Origin of the sequence: Micromonospora sp. NPDC005220 (assembly GCF_040607895.1) — a bacterium.
Lineage (GTDB): Bacteria > Actinomycetota > Actinomycetes > Mycobacteriales > Micromonosporaceae > Micromonospora.
Genome location: NZ_JBEXHP010000001.1, coordinates 22,726 through 41,144 on the forward strand (window position 1 = coordinate 22,726; position 18,419 = coordinate 41,144).

Here is an 18,419-nt window from a genome sequence, read left to right on the forward strand (position 1 = left end):
CCAGAGGAGTTTCAGCCCTGCCTCGTGAGCTGCGAGACGGCCGAGGCTCGCGAGGGGCATTAGGCGGCGATCGTCCGGGCGGTGGCGTACACGTCGGCGGGTAGGGCGTGGTGGAGCTGCCACAGGACGCGCATCGGTCGGTCGCCGGTGTGCGAGTCGTAGGTCATGGTGCCGGCGTACAGGTACGGCGGTGCACCCAGGTCGCGGTCGGCGATGCGGGTCTCCCGAACGAAGAGGTGCACGGTCGAGCCGCCAGACGTGTAGCGCTGCCCGGTCGTCGACGCCGCCGACGTGGTGCTCTGCGACTCCCACTGGAACAGGGTGTCGGTGATGGCGCGGTCCGCGTACATGGTGGTGGGGGAGTAGTGCGCCTCCGACTTGACCAGGGTGACGAAGAACAGGTCGGCCTTGGCGTCGGGCAGCCACTTGACCCCCTCGCGCAGTGACCCCGGGTTGGTCATGCCGAAGGCGGCACACGCCTCGTTGCGGCTGTACCGGGCGTGCACCCGCAACGGCACGGCACCCGGAGCCGCGGTCGGCGTCACCCGGTGGATGCGGTCCCGCAGCACCTCGGCGACCTGCCGCAACTCGGTACAGCGCGCCGGTTCCTTCCACAGCCGGGCCAGCCGCTCATCGCGCGTCGTGAGGGGTGCGTTTGGCCCCCAGAGGCTGAAGTGCAGCATGTCCAACAGTCGGCTGTTGCCCGCGTACACCTGCTGACCTGGCGCGGACGGTCCGGCCGCGACCCGGGTCAGCAGCTCTAGCCGGTCGGTGTCGTCGGTGTGCAGCATGCGACCGATGGCCCGGCCCAACTCGCGGTCGTCCGGGCCGGGCGCGGACGTCTCGATGCCGGCGAGCCGCCGCAGTCCGGTCCAGCCGCCGACGCTGGCCGATCGGTACACGTCCTCGATCTCCAGGCCGGTCTCGCGCAGGAACGTCGCCAGGCTGACGTCGCCGAGCTGCCGCAGCTCAGACACCAGGCCGGCCTTCGAGGTGGGCAGCGCCGACTTCAGGTTGGCGAGCACCACCTCCTTCGCTACTCGGTCCAGCTCGACGTGGCAGCCGCTGGGCAGGCTCGGGAAGTCGTCGCGGACCGCCTCGGTGATCGCCCTCCGGCTCACCCCGGTCAGGGCGCGCCAGCGCAGGTCGAAGCGGAAGTTGGCGTGCTGCCCGCCGATGAAGTCGAGCACCGTGAGGCAGGACTTGTCATCGTCCAGCCGCAGGCCACGGCCGAGCTGTTGCAGGAAGATCGTGGCGCTCTCGGTGGGCCGCAGCATCAGGATCGTGTCGACCATCGGCAGGTCGACGCCCTCGTTGAACAGGTCCACCGTGAAGAGCACCCGCAGCTTGCCGGCCTTGAAGTCCCGCAGCATTCCCTTTTGCGTCGAGCGGTCTACTCCCGAAGTCACCGCCGCCGCCTCGACGCCGTGCTGCCTGAACCAGTCGGCCATGAACTCCGCGTGCCCGATGCTCACGCAGAACCCGAGCGCCCGCATCCGACCCACGTCCACCTTGTCGCTGACCGCGCGCAGCACCGACCGCGCCCGCGCGTGGTTGCCGGTGTAGAGGCCGTTGAGTTCTGCCAGGTCGTAGCCCTGCCCACGCTTCCAGGTGACCTGCGACAGGTCCACGTCGTCGTGCAGCCCGAAATACTGGAACGGCGCCAACAGCTGCCGCTCCAACGCCTCCCACAGGTGCAGCTCAACAGCCGCGCGCCCGTCGAACCACCGGCGCACGTCGCCGCCGTCGGCCCGGTCCGGCGTTGCCGTGAGCCCCAGGAGTATGCGGGGACGCAACCGCTCCAACAGCCGCGCGTACGTCGGAGCCTCCGCGTGGTGGAACTCGTCCACGATCACCATGTCGTACGCCTCGGGGTCGACCTCCCGGCGGTGCAGCGACTGGATGGAGGCGAAGACGTGCTTCCAACCGTTGGGCTTCTCGCCCGCGACAAGTGTCTCGCCGAAGCTGCCATCACCCATGACCTGCCGAAACGTCGACAGGCTCTGCCGCAGGATCTGCTCCTGATGAGCGACGAAGAGCAGCGAATCCACCCTGTTGTTGCGGTGCAGCCGGCGGTAGTCCAGCGCTGCGACGACTGTCTTGCCCGTGCCGGTCGCCATCACCACCAGGTTGCGCCACCGCCCGTGTACCAGCCGCTCAGCGTCCAGGTCGGCAAGGATCTCCGCCTGGTACGGGTACGGGCGCACGTCCAGGTTCGAAATCGCGGTCGGGGCATCGTCGCGGCGCTCGCCGCTCAACGCGTGCCGCAGCCGATCGGCGTCCCTGGCCGTGTCGTACGCCTCGAACGCCGGATCGTTCCAGTAGTCCTCGAACGTCGCCGTGAACGTGTCGATGACGTGCGGCTGCTCAAGGTTCGAGATGCGCACGTTCCACTCCACGCCGTCCACCAGCGCGGTCTTTGACAGGTTCGACGAGCCGACGTACGCGGTGGTGGTGCCGTTGTTGCGACGGAACAGCCACGCCTTGGCATGCAGCCGGGTGGTCCGCGTCTCGTACGACACCTTGACCTCGGCGCCCAGTTCTTTGAGCCGGTCTAGCGCTCGCTGATCGGTCGCGCCCAGGTAGGTCGTGGTGATGACGCGGACCTTGCCGCCTCGGGCGATCAGCTCGCGGATGGCCGGCTCGACGATGCGGAGGCCGTACCACTTGATGAACGCGCAGAGCAGGTCGACGCTCTCGGCCGACGCCATCTCGTGGTTGACCTCGTGGCCGATGCGGGGCTGGTGGCGGCCGTTGACCAGCAGTGCGCCGGTGGAGAGGGGGGTCGCGGGGCGCTGCGGGAAGGTGGGTTCCGCAGGTGGGGTTGGTGGGGCGGCGATGGCGTGCAGCAGGTGCTTGGTGTCGGTCACCTGGTCCTGATCGGTCGCTGCCTTGGGGCTGAGGGCGGCGATGGCGCCCGCGATCTGGTTCGCCATCGCGACCTGGTGGTGGAGCTTGTCGTCGCCGCTGGGGACGGCCTGGAGGGCACGGGCGGCCAGGGTGGCGATGTGGCGGGCGAGGGCGGTGTGGGCGTCAGCCGGGTCGAGTTTGTGGTGCTGGATCAGGGCGGGGTCGACGTGCTGGAGGCGATCGGCCAGCTCGTGGGTGATCAGGTGCTCGTAGACACCGCGCTCAAGATCCGTCATCCCGGCACGTTAACGGACTCCCGTAACGAGGTGCCGTCCCGACATGCCGCCCCGCGGACCTTGATTGCCGATCAAGTCCATTAGGAGTTCGCCGGCTCATCTGCCGCCAGCTGTGGATGGGCGTCAGAAACGTCGGTGGTCTTGCAACCAATCGACCATGAAGGCGGAGGCAGGATTCTCGGCAAATCCGTCAATCGGGATAGTACGCTACGTTTCGTGCTTGAAGATGACCTGGCTCGTATGCCCCTTGACTCCGAATGGCCAGGGGTATGAGTGGTCGCGTTCGAGTGCGAGTAAACAACGTAGCCACCGAGTAGCTAATGTGAGATGTGTTCACGTCGGAGTCGCAACTGAACGGCTCGGCAGCTGATCTTGGCAGGTTGGGGGATCCCACAGTTGGACTTAAGCCGCTAGTGTTGCGATCGTGGACGGGGCAGCCGAGGGCGCATCGGGGGAACGGTACGGCCAGCGGCAGTTCGAGCCGATGGAGCGACAATGCAAACGGGTTAGCGCAAACTCTTCGGGGATCCTATTCACGTCGTGTTCCGAGACCGCCTACCTATCCTTGGACGTGCATCGAGCCGCCAGTGGGACGCGGCATCCAAAATCCCTTTGGGCTATCGAGCGTCCAGATGAATGTCATGTATTTTGCGAGGCCGAGTACCAAGATTGGCTTGACTCGGCCGGCCAGTATTGGGCGGTGGCTCGAGAAGGCTCAGAAGCCTTCGGTACGCGCGGAGAGCGGATCGCGTTTTTCTCGATCCCAATCAATCGGACTGATCCATGGCATGGCTTCCCGGTTGGAGGGCGGCGCGGGATGAAGTTCCGGAGCCCGCCACCTGACGAATTGGTCGAGCGCTGGCACAAAGAAGGCCTTATTTCTTACACAACCTATACTCGAATTTTGACGAGGCGGTTGTAATGAGCAAAATATTCGTTGCGAGGGTCAGGGTTGCTGGCGAATATCGCGACGCATGGCTTTACAAGCGGCGATTGTACATGTGGGACCGCTTGGGGGTGTTAAAATTTGCCGACCTTGAATCTGTGGGAAAGTATCTGACAAAGACCTACGGTGCTTCGATCAGTAATGTCATCCAGACCCTAATCTTCCGAAATGATTGGAAGGTTGGTGAGCAGTTCCGCGCAATGATGCGTGTTCCTGATATGGAGGCGGCGTTCTTGCTGCCTTATCGTGACTCCGACTCACTAACGGTAGATTTGCCGCATTGGCTATTCAGTCGCAGCGAGTCTGAGTCCTACGGGGGGCTAGTTTTGGATACGCAGATCTATGCTGATCGCGTATACCTGGCAACCCCTGAAGGCCTTTTGGAGAGCTACGTAAACGCCAGCTATCCAGATCGCGGCTACCCACTGAATCAACAGACTGACTTCCGTGTCTCCAAAGTCTCAGTTCGTTACGCTGCAATAAACTTGTCGGCGGAAGAGCGGGGACTTTACTTCGCACGGGTACGGTTCGCCTCCGGAGGAATCCCCGGTTTCCGCCAGTCCAGCTGGACTAAAGTTGCTGACTCATCGATGTCGACATCGCATTCGCACCGCAATCTTCTAAACTATACCGGTGATGCGGTACCTCGCTTCCTGGCGGCGAAGATTGAAGAGTCGAAGACTCACGAGGCCGCCCGCTACGAAGAGAGTCAAGTTATTGGTTATAAGGGCGAGGCGGATCTCAGTTCGGTAGTCTACTCAGCGGCGACCAGCGCCAACAAAGTTTCAACCAAGAGCCACTCCCAGTACCAGGTCGCCGGGGAATTTGAGGTCCTCGGTAACACTAATAATCACCTTCTTGTAGGTTGGAACGGCAAGATGCGGGTCATCGACATTCGAACGAGGGAAGGTGACGAGATAGAGGCTAAGCCGAGCCCGAGGTACCAGGGTGCGTCGTTCGACAGCATAAATCCAGAAGACGTACTGCAGACCTATCCTGTCAGCGGCGGTTTCGTCGTCGAACTCTACGACTCGCTTCGCCTGATTGTTAGAGACGGTAGCTTCGAGCTTTCGGAAGGGCAAGCGGCTCGTGTCCGGACCTTTGCTAGTTCACTACGGCATCGAGAGGCGGTCGCGGTAGTCAACGAACGTGATGTTGTATTAGTCGGCTACTACATGGTCAACGAAACACTTTTTTAGACCGTTGGGTGAGATCGGCGAGTGGCACCCACCGGGCCTTCAAATCATCATCCCGCACTGACCGCAGACGATTCTTGAACTCGGCCGCGACGTCCGGTGAGCTGCCTAGCAACGGCACGGCCGCAACAATCATCTTTAATTCGCGAGCCTGCCGCAAGGTTGTCCATGACGGGTCTGAGGTTACGTCGGATCCGTAGGCGGTCGCTAAAGCATTGTACGCTCCCGTTCTTCCAAACCGAACCTCGCTAACTGCTACTGCTGCGAAGTCAACCAGCCAGGGGCCAACACACGTAGCATCGAAGTCACACAAGACCGCTCGGTTCGGTGACATCCGCAGCAGGTTTCCGGCATGGGCATCACCGTGAATGAGCTGCGGTTCCGCCTGACGGTTGAGCGCAACGATCTGCGGCTCGAGGCGGTCGCACCACTCCACGAGGAAATCACAGTCATCCGGATCGAGGCCGTCGGCGTCGACCAGACGTCGTCGTGCGTCACCGATCGGATCCCAGAACGGCAAGCCGAAGGCTGGCAGGTCGAGTGCATGGAACTTGCGCAGCACAAAGCCCAGATCTTCCACCGTCGGAGCAGGTAGTTGCGAGGGGATATAGCGCCAAACTGACGCCGCCACGTCGCCGACTTGGATCGGCTGCTCGACGTTGGGTGCCAGCCGGATCGTTGGCGCGTCGACTTCGGCGAACCAGTGTCCGAGATGGACGACCTTGGTAACCCGATCCAGGAGTTGGTGTGTCCGCGCGATCCGAATGACGATTCCTGGCCGAGGAAGGGCGAAGACCGCGTTGTTAGTCAACTGCAGCAGCCGAGCGCCTTCAGCAGAGACGTCCAAGGTAGCAGCGATGTCTCGCATGGCCGCGGTCATCGTCTCCTCGGAGAACCGCCCGCTCATGCGGCCGTCACAGCCCGAGCGGTGATGACCCGTTCGAATTCGGCTACCTCGGGAAGCTCCCGATGCCGAGCGAGATCACGACGCAGATTGACGACCCGATCGAGTACCCGCCTGGAGCTCATCGCCCGTTCCTGCTTCAGCACCCGCGCGCCCACTGCAAGCGCCTGCTCGGGCTCGTCGGCCAAGAACAGCGCGCTGCACAGCCCGACCTCGTTGAGCAGGGTGCTGCGAACGTTCGCCGCACCAAACTCAGCGATGGAATCCCTGCCCCAGCGCACCGCCTCGGGCGCGTGCCTGCCGTCTCGCCGTGCCATGTCCCGGTACACCCGCCCGTGCTGAGCCAACAGTTCACCGCGGTCGTAGAAGCCCATCCAGGCCGGCTCCCGCTCCTTGTTGACGCGCTCGAATTCGTCGCTTGCCTTGCCGAGTGTTGTCACCGCGGTCTGATGGTCCCCGAGTGCCGCGATCGAGGCTGCCTCCGCGCCCCAGAGCATTGCCTTTGTCGCCGGGGTGGCGTGCGACCCCAGTTGCGCGTGAGTGAGTTGCAGTGTCGCGAGGGCATCCCGGTTATGCCGAAGGTGTTGAAGCTGCTTGGCCTGCGCATATCGAATCATCGCTACCAGCGGCGCATTACCAGCAGTCAACGCGGCGCGCTCCCCGGCGACAAAGTGCCGCTGCGCGTCGTCGTGCCTTCCTGCGTCGAGCGCGGTCCAGCCGGCCAGTTGCCGAGCAGTCGCTACCGCCTCGATGAGGGGCGGTGTGAGCCCGGCCGGGTGCGACCAATCAAGCATCCGATACACCGACTCCGCGAACCGGGCCACCTCCCGATACAGCAGGCCACCGCCAGATTCCCGGTCCACCGACCGGTACAACTCCAGCACGGCGTTCAGTCGAGCGACATCCGCCGTGCCAATTCGCCGAGGCTGAACACGCTCGCTACCGCCGAGCAGACCCGCGCCCACAGCGACAGCGGCGATGCCCGCCAACAGGGCCCGCCGACCCTCGTCCGGCCCAGCACCGTGTGGATCGGTTGAGGCGCAAGCGGTCTCGGCTTTTCTGACCGATTGCTGGGCCTGTCCAGGGAGGTCGAACCAGAGACAGGATGCGGGTAACCCGAGAAGATTCGCCCAGTGCGCCAATCGGTCCAAGTGCACGAGCGGTGGCCCGTTCTCCACCCGACTGAGCTGCGCCTGCGTGATCCCCAACCATCCGGCCACCACGGTCTGCGGCAACGCGACTCGCCCGTGGTACGGATGGCAGCGGTACGCCCGGATCACCCGCCCCAGATGCCGCTCTGCCAGCGCCTGTCGCACCGGCTCGTGCTCCCAGAAGGTCGCCGGCACCGGCGGCGGCGCGCTCAAGCGGTCCCGCTCGGCGACCTGGCACGGCGTACACCGTCCGCTGTCGTTGTCTCGGGCCAGCCGTCCGCCGCAGCGAGGGCAGTTTGAGTGGGTCACCGGCGGCTCCGTCCATCCAGCTTCATCGAGCCTATCCATTGAACCCGCTGCGTGGAGGCGCGGTATACGCAGCGCGCATATCGATGATGCTCGCGCCGTCATCCGCTGTCAGCCCGCCAGGCCGCACGGTCGGTGAAAGCCACCGGAAGGAGCGCCATGCTGCTGACCACGTCTCAACGGAGCACGGGGAGGGCACTCGTCTCTGACGAACTCTTCGCCCGGCTGTCCGCCCGTATCGCCCACGACCACCCCGAGCTGGCCCCCGACTTACCGCCCAGGATCCTGGACCAGGCGCTCGCCTTCCTCGGCACCTGCGCCGTCACCTCCCGGCCGATCGGCCCGAGCGCTCTGGTCGACATCGGCTGGCACACGTTCATCCTTCACACCCACGACTACGCGGAGTTCTGCCACCGCATCGCCGGCCACTTCATCCATCACGAGCCCGAGCCCACACCCGACGATGACGTCCCGCAGCCGATCGGTGCCCCCATCTCGCGGACGGTCGACGCGATGCGAGCCGCCGGCTTCATCGTCGACGCTGCGGTCTGGACGATTGAGGGCGCGGCCGATTGCACCCAGTGCCACGCCGGGTGCACCGACAGCCCGACTGGATAAGGCGGCTGACCAGCGGTCCCGGGCATAGACTGCCCGGGACCGCTCGCCGTTCGGAGGGCCGCTGCATGCCACGCCGTCAGCACTGGCACGAGCTTCCCGAGCCGGTACGGGCAGAAGTCGAGCGGCACACCGGCCCGATCCGTTCGACCGAGACGATCCCCACCGGGGCCGCCTGCCAGGTGGCGGTCACCCTCGACACGGCATCGGGTCGAGTCTTCTGCAAGGGCGGGGAGTCGGCCAGCCCGGTGGCGTGGCTCTACCGCAACGAGGCTCGCGTCAACCCGTGGCTGCCGGAGGCGGCACCCCGCTTGCTCTGGACCGTTGAGCGCGACGGTTGGCTACTCCTAGGCTTCGAGCACGTCGCGGGGAGGCACCCCGACCTAACCCCCGGATCCCCCGACCTGCCGGTGCTTGCGGCACTGCTCATCGAGCTAGGCGGCCAACTATCGCCTTGCCCGCCGATCGCAGTGCGGCCCTTCGCCGACCGCTGGGACAGCCTGATCGCCAGTGAATTGGTCGACGGCGACACCCTCCTGCACACCGACATGACGCCCCGGAACTTCCTGGTATCCGAGGGAAGAGCAGGGTCAGCGACGAGAGTTCGACTCATCGACTGGTCCAGCCCCGCCCGTGGCGCCGCCTGGATCGACGCTGCATTCCTCCTGCTCCGACTCGTTCGCGCTGGTCACACGCCGGCTGCGGCCGAGGCTTGGGCGACGCAGATTCCCGCGTACTCCTCCGCACCCGAACAGTCGGTGACCGGTTTCGCTGACGCTCTGACGCGGCTTTGGCGGCGCAAGCAGCTTGCCGCGCCGGCACCCCACCACGGCCCGCTCCTCGATGCCGCTCAGCAGTGGTCGACCTACCGGGGGCGCGGCGGCTCGATCACGCCGCTTGGAGACACCCTCAAGACCGTCGAGCTGACCGTGCCGCCTCAATGACCACGCCCCAACGCGCCGGACCATTCATCGAATCCAGCGGCTTCCCGTCCGCCACCACCACCCCGGCAGCACGCAGCACCTCCAGGTGACCGGCATAAGCCGGGTGCGCCCCCAGCTCTGCCTTGACGTGCGGAAACGCAATGATCGGCAGTCCCGCCCCGAGTGACTCGTTGAGGACGCCGAGCGCCAGCGTGTCGTTGATGCCCAACGCCCACTTCGTCACCGTGTTGAACGTGACCGGGGCGGCCACCACCACATCCGCCGGCGGGTGCGGCTCGGGGTCGCCGGGCATCCGCCACTCCACGCGTACCAGATAGCCGGTCTTGTCCTGCAACGCCTGACGGTCGAGCCACGGCGCGGCGGTCGGGCTGACGATCATGCACACCTGCCACCCGTCGGCGATCAGGAGGTCGACCAGCTCGTCGATGTGTTCCGCCGGACCGGCGGCGCAGACGACCAGATACAGCACCGGGCGTTCCGTCATGCCCGCAGTCTGCCCGATTCGACAGTCGCGGCGTGGAGCGCATACCGATCGCGCATGCCGCCGATGATCACCGTGGCATGCCGTTGTGCCTGGTCAGCCGCGACAGTCGACGCATGGCCCGGGGCGGGTGCTCGGTCCCGGAACTGCGCCGGCCCTCAACGGCACAGCTCCTCCCGCCCGCCCCGGTGCCAGCCCACGAGTCAACGTCTTGGAGCCGGCATGCCCAACCTGATCGATGACCATCCGGCTCGGGTGAGCCTGGCCGCTGCCTGGGAGTCGGTCGACGCGCGAGCTGCCGGAGACTTCTGGTGCACGCTCGAAGACCGCCGCCCCGGGCTGCTCCCACACCGCGACGCGCCGCTGTTCTTCACCGCGCTGGGCCGCCTCCTGGTCGGCGGTGACGCCCCGGCGAACCGGGCGGCGCTGCTCTCGGTGCTCGGTCGCGCGTACCGTCATTTCGACCTGCTCCCGCACGCCACCACCATCGGCGACGCGCTGCTCGCCACCGTGGCCCGTCACGCCCACACACAGTGGACCCCGCGGCTCGCCATCGCCGCCGAGCGCGCCCTGTGCCACGCCACGCATGCGATCCACCGCGCCGCTGCGCGGGCCGGCGAGGGCCCGGCCTGGTGGCACGTCCAGGTGATCGGCCATGACCGGCCGTCGCCCGACATCGCCATCCTGACGGTACGTCCCTGGCGGCGACTGCCCTTCCAGCCAGGTCAGGCGGTCCCGGTCTGCACCCCGCGGCTGCCCGGTCACTGGCGCTGGCTCGCACCCGCCAACGCCCCACGCGCGGACGGCACCGTCGAGCTGCACGTCCGCGCCGTACCCGCCGGCACCGTCTCCCACCGCCTGGTCCATGAGGTACGCCCCGGCGAGCTGCTCTGGATCGCGGCCCACCCGTCGACACCGGCCTGAGCCTCGACCCGGCGAGCACGAACGATCTGCTGCTCATCGCCGGTGGCACCGGCCTGGCGCCGCTACGCGCCCTGGTCGAGCAGGTGGCCGCCGCACCGGACGGCCGGCGGGTGACGCTTGTCGTCGGCGCGCGCACCTTCACCGACCTGTACGACTCGATCGCCCTCGACAAGCTGCAGTGCGCGCACGACTGGCTGACCATCGTGCCGGCCTTCTCCGACGACCCCTGCGCCGAGCCGGCCGAGCGGGGCGACGCCCTGACCATCGCGCTCGAACACCACCGGCCCGATCAGGACATCTACCTCTGCGGTCCACCCGCGATGCTGGCCGCGGCGCGATCACGGCTGCGCGCCCTCGGCATCCCCGCCACCCGCATCCACCTGCCTCAAAGCCCACTGATGACTCTGTCTGCGCAGCAGTGGGTCACCGCGTCCCGTGCGGCGGCGCGCCAACGCCCCAGCACCCGGGGCGCCAGAGAGTCGGGAGTAGTTCCCCGAGAAGCCTGATGCCTGTGGGTCATCGTGATGACTCACAGGCATCGCGCTCGTCAGGACAAGGCCGCCCGGACCCGGGGCACGCCGGTCGCCCGGCGCGTGGTCAGGAGTAGGTGTCACCGAACTCGCGGACCCCGTCGACGTCGAGCGTGATCCGGTCGTTTGAGGTCCACTGGCCGGTGGCGGCGAGCCAGCTCGGGTCGTCGCGTTCGTCGATCGTGCTCCAGTTGTGCCGGTGGTGCCGTAGCTGGATCGGCCCCGTCGACTGGCCCGGCGTGAGCGTGCCGTGGGTGAAGGTCAGCTCCACCCAGCCGGGAACCGGCGTTCCCGGGGCCGGGTACGGCGGCGCCGGCGTCGAGAGCACCGACGGCGCTCCCGGCGGGATGGAGAACTGCACGGTCTGCCGGATCCGGTCGCAGCCCAATGCGGCCCAGTCGCAGTTCGGCACCAGCGAGGTGTTTCCGCCCTCGAAGCGCAGGTGGTAGCGCACCTGCACGGTGCTCAGGTCGAGCGGCCCGGTGCCGGTGTTGGTGACCCGCAGGACGTACTGGATCTGGTTGTTCGTCGGTGCCCAGTCGAGGTTGAGGTAGCTGACCGTCGCGCGGCCGACCGCGGTGCGCACGGTCGTGGGGGGCGAGGTGTCGGAATAGCCGCCGAGCGCGCGGGCGGCAACCGCGATCCGGTACGTCGTGCCGGGTGCGAGGTCGGTCAACGTGATCGTGGTGTCGGTGGTGGAGCCGAGGAAGCGGTACGTGTTCGGCCCCAGCGGCACCTGCACCTCGTAGTTGATCGGCTGCTCCGCGCCCGACTCGTCGACCCAGGCGGAGGGCGCCCAGCTGAGCGTGAGCTGATGCGGTTGGTTGGCCACCACCGTGGGGGTGCCGGGAGTGCTGATCGCCGGCCCGTCGGCGCGGGCGGCGTTGACGGCGAGCAGGCTCGCCAGCGCGGCGAGGGCGATGCTGGCGGCGGCGGTGACGCGGCGAGCGGGCATAACCGAATGGTATGCACAGACATCGACGCGCATCCATCATCCGTCAGTTCAGCGCCGCGCCGACGATGGACTTAGTCCATCCCGCGACGCAGTCGGCTTGCAGGTGATGCCTGCGCCACGCCGTAGAAACCGATCAGCCGGTGCAGCCGCCCTGCGGACGCGAGCGGCTGCACCGGCTGGGGTCGGCTCAGGAGCCGCCTTGGCGCTGGATCCGCCCGTCGCCCGAGACCTTGGCCCGGCCCAGGTCGCGTTCGGTGCCAGCCGGGCCGGTCGCGGTACGGCGGTGCCGTTGGTCGGGCGAGTGCTCCACGGTCGAGCCCTGGTGCCCGCGAGCGCCACTGCCCGGATGGCGCCGACCTCGCGCCGACTCGCCGTCGTTGTCGTGTTTGTTCTGCTTGTGGCTACCCATGGACCGCGCGTACCCGGTCACCCGCCGGCTAGTCACGAGCCACCCGGCGAACGTCAGCCGTTCGGTGTCCGCGAGGTGGGCAGGAGGGGGGTCGGTCGTGGCAGTCGCTCGCGTTGCTCCAACGGGAGCCATTCACCCTTGGGGTCGAGCAGTTCGATGAGCTCGACGAGTTCGTTCTGCAGGCGTATTAGCCGCTCATTTCCGTGTTGGCCTTGGGCTTCCACGTCGTCCACCTCCGTCAGCAGGCGCGTGAACCAGGATGCGAACCTCGGGTCGGTTTCGAGGCGGTCGCAGAAGGCCGCGTATCCCAGCACCTCTGTCACCGCGCCCTCAGGCGACTCCACTCGGCGCAACATGACTTCACCGATGGCTCGCTGGTGCCCCCGGAACACGCGGAACGGGCCGGGCAGTGAGTCGGTCGCCAAGGGATGATGAATCCGCTGGATCGCTGCGAAGAGCTCCTTGGTGCTCTTCACCGACTCAAGATCGAGGAAGCGTTGTTCCCGGCGGAGGACCTCCAGCCAGGCCAGGTGTTCGGCGAGGACGTACACGGTGTTGTGGCGGACGTAGTGCTGCTCCTCGCTGTCGCCGGAGTGCAGGTATGTGCGCAGGAGGTTTCGGCTGAGCACGTTGTGCAGCCGAGACTGCAGCGACTCGGCTGACGCCAACAGTGGCACCCGGTAACGCCGAAACAACTCCTCGGCGAGTTCCACCTTGTCGCGGTTGCGTGCCTCGTCCTGCAGGCGGTGGGTGACGAGAGCAGTCCGGTACGTCACCGCGACGCTGATCAGCGACACGGCGGCGGACACCACTGCGATGACGACTTCTGGCCCCATGCCGAACAGACTGCCTGGTTTCGTCGCCGAGGAATGTGTACGACTCGCTGAATCGACCGTGCTGGAGATGCGCGGAGGGCGGGCAGACGCTCGATACCCCGATATGGCGTCAGCGGACGGCGTGCACGAGTGCCCGACCATAGCGTCCGAACGGCGCAGGTCCCCAAGCGCGCGACCTGAGGGAGGTAGCCATGCAGAGGCCGTTGCCGGGAGAGCAGGCCCCAATCACCGTGAAGCTGGACCGGTGGCGGGCGGGGTTGCCGCCGGACGCCTGGCCGGACACCTTTCCATTGAGCGGCGAGGTCTGGCGGCGTGACGTCTTCGCGGTGGCCGACGCGTACCGGGCCGGCTCGGCCACCGCCCGGCAACTGCTGACCGCCGTGCTGATCTGGGGTTACGGACCGATCGGATACGGGCCGTGGCGCGCCGCCCGGACGCTCGGCGCCGACCCGGAGGGCAAGCGCCTGGCGTACGCGCTGGAGGAGGTGTCCGCGTCCGCGCCGGACGAGGAGGCGCTGCGCACGGCGTACCGCCGCTTGCGCGACCCCGACCACGCGCGGCTGCCGTGGCTGGGGCCGGGCCTGTTCACGAAGGTCCTCTACTTCGCTGGCTACCGACGTGGGGTGGGTGGGGTGCAGCCGCTGATCCTCGACCGGGTCGTGGCCAGCCACCTTCCGGTCGAGGCCGGTGTCGACCGCCGCAATGACTGGTCGTCCGAGGAGTGGCTGGCCTACCTGCGCTGGGCGGCCGAGCGGGCCCGATCCGAGGGTGTCGAGCCGGACGCGGTGGAGGTGGCGCTACGACGCGGAGCGGAGGCGGTCGTCGAGCGCGTCGAGGTCGGGGACGAACCAGATGTGCCCGGCCTGGTTCGACTCGTGCACGAGAGCGCGTAGTGCCGAACTGTCCGCGAGGTGTGCCGAGATGTCACCGACCACGACGAGCCGCAGCCGATAGTTGACGAACTTCTGCATCACGTCACCGGCGAAGCGGGTGCCCAGCGAGAAGAAGCGTTCGTCGAGCCGGTTGGCCGGCACAGCCACCACCTGGGCGCCGAGAAACGCCGCGCCGATCAGGTCCAGCGCGTCCTGTTCGGTGGCCACCAGCGGCCCCGCCGGGTCGCAGACCAGCACCGGCACCCCGGCGCGTTCCTGGATCTCGTCAGACATCGCGAACCTCCCGGTCGAGCAGGCCATTGTCGGCGTTGAGGACGGCGTCGAGCAGGTGCAGCAGTTCGGCGGTGGCGGCGGGGTCACCCAGAATGATGATCTTCATGCGGTGCCGTTCCTCGTCGTGCACCGTCTGCACCCGCAGCGGGTGGGCCTGGTCGTGGGCGGTGTTGGCGCTGGTGAGCACGAGCGTGCCGAGCCGGTCGGCGGCGGCCCGGTCGACCCCGTCGATCTGCACGATGCTCGACACCTCCGCCTGCCCGCTGACGCGGGTGGCGGTCGGGGCCTGTCCGGTGAGGGCATCGAGATCACTGGCGGCGATCCGGTACTGCTTGCCGATCCGCACCGCCCGGAGCCGACCGGAGCGGATGTAGCCGCGCACCGTGCGCACGTGCAGGTTGAGGCGGTCAGCCACCTGCTCAACTGAGTACACTTCTTCCGTCATCTGTCCCTACCTTACCCTTCTTAGGGAAGTATAGGGAGTAATGAGGCTGACTCGTTTACGACATCAGCTCCAAAGGCCCCCTAGCCGGGCAGAGATCCCCGCGAGGCGTTCGGCCGATTAACCCGCCCGCGCTGTCGGACGGTTCCAGTACCGTCTGAAAACCATGGACGCGCGGCGCGCCGACGCCATCATCGGGCGGGATCACCCCGCGGGCCTGCTGCGCGCCGAGTTGGATCGCGCCACCACCAGCCACGGCGGTTTCGTCCTGGTCACCGGCGAGCCGGGCATCGGCAAGACGACCCTCGTCACGTCTGCGGCCCGGGAGGCCCGGCAGCGAGGCGCGCTGGTGCTCGGTGCCGCCTGCTGGGATTCCGACAGCGCCCCCGGCTACTGGCCGTGGGTGCAGGTGCTGCGCGGCCTGCGGCGCTCCGCCGACGACTGGGCGGTGGCGCGGCAGTCCGCCGAGCCGGCCCTCGCAGCCCTTCTCGGCGAGGCCGACACCAGTGGCGAGCAGGCTGGCCGCGCCGCCAGCTGGGCCGGCATCGACACCGGCGGGGACGCCGCCGACCGGGAGGTGTTCGCGCTGTTCGACGCGGTGACCGCCGCGCTGGTCGCGGTCTCCCAGCACCGGCCGGTCGTGGTCGTCCTCGACGACCTGCACTGGGCCGACCCGGCCTCGCTGCGGTTGCTGAGCTTCGCCGCCCAGCACACCTGGTTCGAACGGCTCCTGCTGATCGGCACCTACCGCGACGCCGAGGTCGAGTCGGGCGAGCATCCGCTGCGCCCGTTGCTGATGCCGCTGGTTGCGAAGGCCACCACGATCACCCTCACCGGTTTCACCCGCGACGAGGTGGCCGCACTGATGGCCCGGACCGCCGGCCGGGAGCCCGAGGCCGGCTTGGTCGACGAGGTGCACCGGCGCACCGGCGGCAACCCGTTCTTCGTCGAGCAGACCGCACGGCTGTGGCACGCCGACGACGCGGTCGGCGCGATCGCACCCGGCGTACGGGAGGCGGTGCGCCGCCTGGCCCAGCTGCCCGCCGCCGTGGTCGAGGCGCTGACCGTCGCCGCCGTGCTGGGGCGTGAGTTCCACCGTCAGGTCCTGGCAGCCTGCGCGGCCGCACCGACGGCGCAGGTCGACCGGCTGCTCGACCGGGCGGTGACCGCCCGACTGGTGGTAGCCCGGGGCGGTGGCCGGTTCGCCTTCGCCCACGACCTGGTCCGCGAAACCCTCTACGACGGGCTGACCGACGACGACCGGCGGGCCCGGCACGGCGCGGTCGTCCGGGCGGTCGACGACCTGCGGGAGCTCACCGACCGACTGGTCCCGGCCGACCTCGCCCGCCACGCCTACCTCGCCGGCACCGCGCTCGATCGCGCCCGGGTGGCCACGCTGCTGGTCGCCGCCGGGCGGGACGCGTTCGCCCGGCTGGCCGGCGACGAGGCGGCCGTGCACTTTCGCCGAGCTCTCGAGATCGTCGAAGACCAGACGCAACGAGTGCGGATCCTCGTCGAGTTCGCCGAGTCGCACTATCACCACGCCGGCCGGGAAGAGGTCACCCGACTGCTGGCCGAGGCCGCCAGGCTGGCCCGTTCCCTCGACGACCCGGTGCTGCTGGCCCGGGTCGCGCTCACCGTGAACCGCGCCCGCCAGGTGGAGACCGCCCAGTCGATCGAGGCGGCAGAGTTGGTGCGCGAGGCGTACCGCCGGTTGATCGGCGAACCGGACGCCACCGCGACGGTCGGCGCCCTGGTCGCCGACCTGATCACCGCCAGCGAGACGATCGCCCGTAGAGGGCAGGACGACGAGGCGCTCACCTTCAGCCTCTGGGCCCGCCACGACACGACCTGGGGGCTCGGCACCGCTGCGACCCGAGCCGCGCTCACCGCCGAGATCCGGGACGTGGCCCGCCGGACGGGCGACCGGGAGACCGAGCTGTGGGCCACCTCGCTGCGCTGGGTGGCGCTGCTGGAGCTGGGCGACCCTCGCTTCGTCGAGGAGCTCACCACATTCGTCGAGGCCGAACGGCAGGGCGACTTCGCCCGGCACCGGATGGCCGCGGCCATCGACAGCGGGATCATCGCGGCGTTCCGGGGCGACTTCACCATGGCCGACGAGCGGTTCGCCATCATCACCGACCAGACCGACCCGGGCCACACCGAGTTCGGGTTCATGGGCCACCACCTGCGGTGGTCCCGGCTGCTGCTTCAGGGGCGGGTCGACGAGGCCGCCGCGCTGGTGGACGGGCTGGCCCCGATCGACTACCCGTACCGGGAGCTGCTGCGGGCGATCACCGCGGCGGAGCGGGGCGACGGCGAGACGGCGGTCCGGCTGACCGCCGGCATCGAGGCCGCCGCCATCCGGTACCCGCGCCCGGTGTCGCCGCTCTGGCTCCGGCTCCGCGCGCAGGCCGCCGCAGCGTCCGCCGACCCGCAGCGCTGCGACGCCGCGCGGGCCGCGCTCGCCCCGCACCGCGGAGAGTGGACGGTAGGGATCTTCGGCTGCGACATCAGCGGCCCCGTCGACCACTGGCTGGCGCTTGTCGACGCCGCCCAGGAACGCTGGGACGACGCCATCGCCGGCTTCACCGCCGCTCGGAACTCGGCCGACCGGCTGGGCTCCCGGCCCTGGTCGTTGCTCGCCCGCACCGGCCTCGCGAACGCCCTCGCCGGCCGAGGCCACCCCGGCGACTCAACGACGTCGACCGCATTACGCGCTGCCGCCGTTCAGGAGGCGACCGCTCTCGGCATGACCCAGGTGCTCGACCGGCTCGACGCCGCGACGACCATCGACGCCGGCCGCCCAGCCCAGGCCGTCGATTCGAGCCAGGTTGCTGGTTGGGGCCAGGCCGCCGGGTCGGGCCAGGTTGTCGCGCCCGGCCGGGCCGCGCCGGTCGCGGCTGCAATCGAGGGGTACGAGTTTCGGCACGACGGGCCGGTCTGGCAGCTCGCGTACGACGGTGTCGTGGTGCACCTGCCCAACGCCAAGGGCCTGCGTGACCTGCACCTGCTGCTCAGCCGGCCGGGCAGTGACGTACCGGCGGTCGAACTGCTCGACCCGGCGGCCGGGCCGGAGCTGGTCGCCGCCCGCCGGATGGGGGCCGACCCGGTCCTCGACGACGAGGCGAAGGCCCGCTACCGGCGGCACCTGGCCCGCCTCGACGAGGAGATCGACCGGGCCGCCGCGCGCGACGACGACCGGAAGGTGTCCAAGCTGGACGCCGAGCGGGGTGCGTTGCTCGACGAGCTGCGTGCCGCGGCGGGCCTCGCCGGCCGGAGCCGCCGCCTGGGCGACGAGGTCGAGCGGGCCCGCAAGACGGTGACCGCGCGGATCCGCGACACGCTGCGCAAGCTCGACGACCGACATCCAGCACTGGCTGGCCACCTGCGCGGGTCCGTCTCCACCGGCACCACCTGCCGCTACCTGCCGTCCGACCCGCCGCCCTGGCGACTCTGAACCCACGG

The 18,419-nt window shown here is 68.4% G+C and carries 16 protein-coding genes; 7 read left to right on the plus strand and 9 right to left on the minus strand.

The genetic code is table 11. The annotated features are described in order from the left end of the window. Positions 1-59: 59 nt before the first annotated feature. Complete coding sequence (locus tag ABZU52_RS00130) at positions 60-3,146, minus strand: DUF3427 domain-containing protein (protein ID WP_354968894.1); 3,087 nt, start codon at positions 3,144-3,146, stop codon at positions 60-62. Between the two features lie 921 nt (positions 3,147-4,067). Between ABZU52_RS00130 and ABZU52_RS00135 the strand changes: the two genes are divergently transcribed. Beyond that, positions 4,068-5,291, plus strand: a complete 1,224-nt coding sequence (locus ABZU52_RS00135) for a hypothetical protein (protein WP_354968895.1) — start codon at positions 4,068-4,070, stop codon at positions 5,289-5,291. Here ABZU52_RS00135 and ABZU52_RS00140 read toward each other — a convergent pair. Beyond that, positions 5,272-6,195 carry an aminoglycoside phosphotransferase family protein gene (locus ABZU52_RS00140; RefSeq protein WP_354968896.1) on the minus strand — a complete coding sequence of 308 codons (924 nt, stop codon included), beginning with the start codon at positions 6,193-6,195 and terminating at the stop codon, positions 5,272-5,274. The two genes, ABZU52_RS00135 and ABZU52_RS00140, sit on opposite strands and share 20 nt — an antisense overlap. Beyond that, positions 6,192-7,556: an XRE family transcriptional regulator gene (locus ABZU52_RS00145; RefSeq protein ID WP_354968897.1), complete on the minus strand. Its 1,365-nt coding sequence runs from the start codon at positions 7,554-7,556 to the stop codon at positions 6,192-6,194. The genes ABZU52_RS00140 and ABZU52_RS00145 overlap by 4 nt, the downstream gene beginning before the upstream one ends. A gap of 252 nt (positions 7,557-7,808) precedes the next feature. Between ABZU52_RS00145 and ABZU52_RS00150 the strand changes: the two genes are divergently transcribed. Both ABZU52_RS00150 and ABZU52_RS00155 read left to right on the plus strand, forming a co-directional pair. Then, entirely contained in the window at positions 7,809-8,267 is a 459-nt protein-coding gene (locus ABZU52_RS00150; protein WP_354968898.1) for a hypothetical protein, read from the plus strand. A 179-nt stretch (positions 8,268-8,446) separates the two neighbouring features. Further along, complete coding sequence (locus ABZU52_RS00155; RefSeq protein WP_354968899.1) at positions 8,447-9,208, plus strand: hypothetical protein; 762 nt, start codon at positions 8,447-8,449, stop codon at positions 9,206-9,208. Here ABZU52_RS00155 and ABZU52_RS00160 read toward each other — a convergent pair. Continuing rightward, positions 9,174-9,692, minus strand: a complete 519-nt coding sequence (locus ABZU52_RS00160; protein ID WP_354968900.1) for a flavoprotein — start codon at positions 9,690-9,692, stop codon at positions 9,174-9,176. The two genes, ABZU52_RS00155 and ABZU52_RS00160, sit on opposite strands and share 35 nt — an antisense overlap. A 219-nt stretch (positions 9,693-9,911) precedes the next feature. Between ABZU52_RS00160 and ABZU52_RS00165 the strand changes: the two genes are divergently transcribed. Both ABZU52_RS00165 and ABZU52_RS00170 read left to right on the plus strand, forming a co-directional pair. After that, positions 9,912-10,613 (plus strand): FAD-binding oxidoreductase, encoded by a 702-nt coding sequence (locus ABZU52_RS00165; RefSeq protein WP_354968901.1) that lies wholly within the window; start codon positions 9,912-9,914, stop codon positions 10,611-10,613. 83 nt (positions 10,614-10,696) lie between these two features. Beyond that, positions 10,697-11,119, plus strand: coding sequence for a hypothetical protein (locus ABZU52_RS00170; protein WP_354968902.1), 423 nt, complete (start codon positions 10,697-10,699; stop codon positions 11,117-11,119). A gap of 91 nt (positions 11,120-11,210) precedes the next feature. On the opposite strand, the gene ABZU52_RS00175 is transcribed toward ABZU52_RS00170, so the two are convergent. The 3 genes from ABZU52_RS00175 to ABZU52_RS00185 form a co-directional block, all read right to left on the minus strand. After that, a complete protein-coding gene (locus ABZU52_RS00175) occupies positions 11,211-12,098 on the minus strand; it encodes a cellulose binding domain-containing protein (RefSeq protein WP_354968903.1) in 888 nt (295 codons plus the stop codon). 187 nt (positions 12,099-12,285) lie between these two features. Continuing rightward, a complete protein-coding gene (locus ABZU52_RS00180; protein ID WP_354968904.1) occupies positions 12,286-12,507 on the minus strand; it encodes a hypothetical protein in 222 nt (73 codons plus the stop codon). Between the two features lie 53 nt (positions 12,508-12,560). Continuing rightward, positions 12,561-13,343 carry a hypothetical protein gene (locus tag ABZU52_RS00185; RefSeq protein WP_354968905.1) on the minus strand — a complete coding sequence of 261 codons (783 nt, stop codon included), beginning with the start codon at positions 13,341-13,343 and terminating at the stop codon, positions 12,561-12,563. Positions 13,344-13,534: 191 nt separating this feature from the next. On the opposite strand from ABZU52_RS00185, the gene ABZU52_RS00190 reads away from it, so the two are divergent. Next, positions 13,535-14,236, plus strand: a complete 702-nt coding sequence (locus ABZU52_RS00190) for a hypothetical protein (protein WP_354968906.1) — start codon at positions 13,535-13,537, stop codon at positions 14,234-14,236. On the opposite strand, the gene ABZU52_RS00195 is transcribed toward ABZU52_RS00190, so the two are convergent. Then, positions 14,141-14,509, minus strand: a complete 369-nt coding sequence (locus ABZU52_RS00195) for a DUF4180 domain-containing protein (RefSeq protein WP_354968907.1) — start codon at positions 14,507-14,509, stop codon at positions 14,141-14,143. The two genes, ABZU52_RS00190 and ABZU52_RS00195, sit on opposite strands and share 96 nt — an antisense overlap. Then, entirely contained in the window at positions 14,502-14,954 is a 453-nt protein-coding gene (locus ABZU52_RS00200; RefSeq protein WP_354968908.1) for a helix-turn-helix domain-containing protein, read from the minus strand. The genes ABZU52_RS00195 and ABZU52_RS00200 overlap by 8 nt, the downstream gene beginning before the upstream one ends. 163 nt (positions 14,955-15,117) lie before the next feature. On the opposite strand from ABZU52_RS00200, the gene ABZU52_RS00205 reads away from it, so the two are divergent. Further along, complete coding sequence (locus ABZU52_RS00205) at positions 15,118-18,411, plus strand: AAA family ATPase (RefSeq protein ID WP_354968909.1); 3,294 nt, start codon at positions 15,118-15,120, stop codon at positions 18,409-18,411. The last annotated feature ends 8 nt before the right edge of the window (positions 18,412-18,419 follow it).

Bases quoted from the DNA above. Each gene is read 5' to 3' on its own strand.
- ABZU52_RS00130 (WP_354968894.1), bottom strand. From the start codon at position 3,146: ATGACGGATCTTGAGCGCGGTGTCTACGAGCACCTGATCACCCACGAG.
- ABZU52_RS00195 (WP_354968907.1), bottom strand. From the start codon at position 14,509: ATGTCTGACGAGATCCAGGAACGCGCCGGGGTGCCGGTGCTGGTCTGC.
- ABZU52_RS00190 (WP_354968906.1), top strand. From the start codon at position 13,535: ATGCAGAGGCCGTTGCCGGGAGAGCAGGCCCCAATCACCGTGAAGCTG.
- ABZU52_RS00175 (WP_354968903.1), bottom strand. From the start codon at position 12,098: ATGCCCGCTCGCCGCGTCACCGCCGCCGCCAGCATCGCCCTCGCCGCG.
- ABZU52_RS00200 (WP_354968908.1), bottom strand. From the start codon at position 14,954: ATGACGGAAGAAGTGTACTCAGTTGAGCAGGTGGCTGACCGCCTCAAC.
- ABZU52_RS00180 (WP_354968904.1), bottom strand. From the start codon at position 12,507: ATGGGTAGCCACAAGCAGAACAAACACGACAACGACGGCGAGTCGGCG.
- ABZU52_RS00165 (WP_354968901.1), top strand. From the start codon at position 9,912: ATGCCCAACCTGATCGATGACCATCCGGCTCGGGTGAGCCTGGCCGCT.
- ABZU52_RS00135 (WP_354968895.1), top strand. From the start codon at position 4,068: ATGAGCAAAATATTCGTTGCGAGGGTCAGGGTTGCTGGCGAATATCGC.
- ABZU52_RS00150 (WP_354968898.1), top strand. From the start codon at position 7,809: ATGCTGCTGACCACGTCTCAACGGAGCACGGGGAGGGCACTCGTCTCT.
- ABZU52_RS00160 (WP_354968900.1), bottom strand. From the start codon at position 9,692: ATGACGGAACGCCCGGTGCTGTATCTGGTCGTCTGCGCCGCCGGTCCG.
- ABZU52_RS00140 (WP_354968896.1), bottom strand. From the start codon at position 6,195: ATGAGCGGGCGGTTCTCCGAGGAGACGATGACCGCGGCCATGCGAGAC.
- ABZU52_RS00185 (WP_354968905.1), bottom strand. From the start codon at position 13,343: ATGGGGCCAGAAGTCGTCATCGCAGTGGTGTCCGCCGCCGTGTCGCTG.
- ABZU52_RS00205 (WP_354968909.1), top strand. From the start codon at position 15,118: ATGGACGCGCGGCGCGCCGACGCCATCATCGGGCGGGATCACCCCGCG.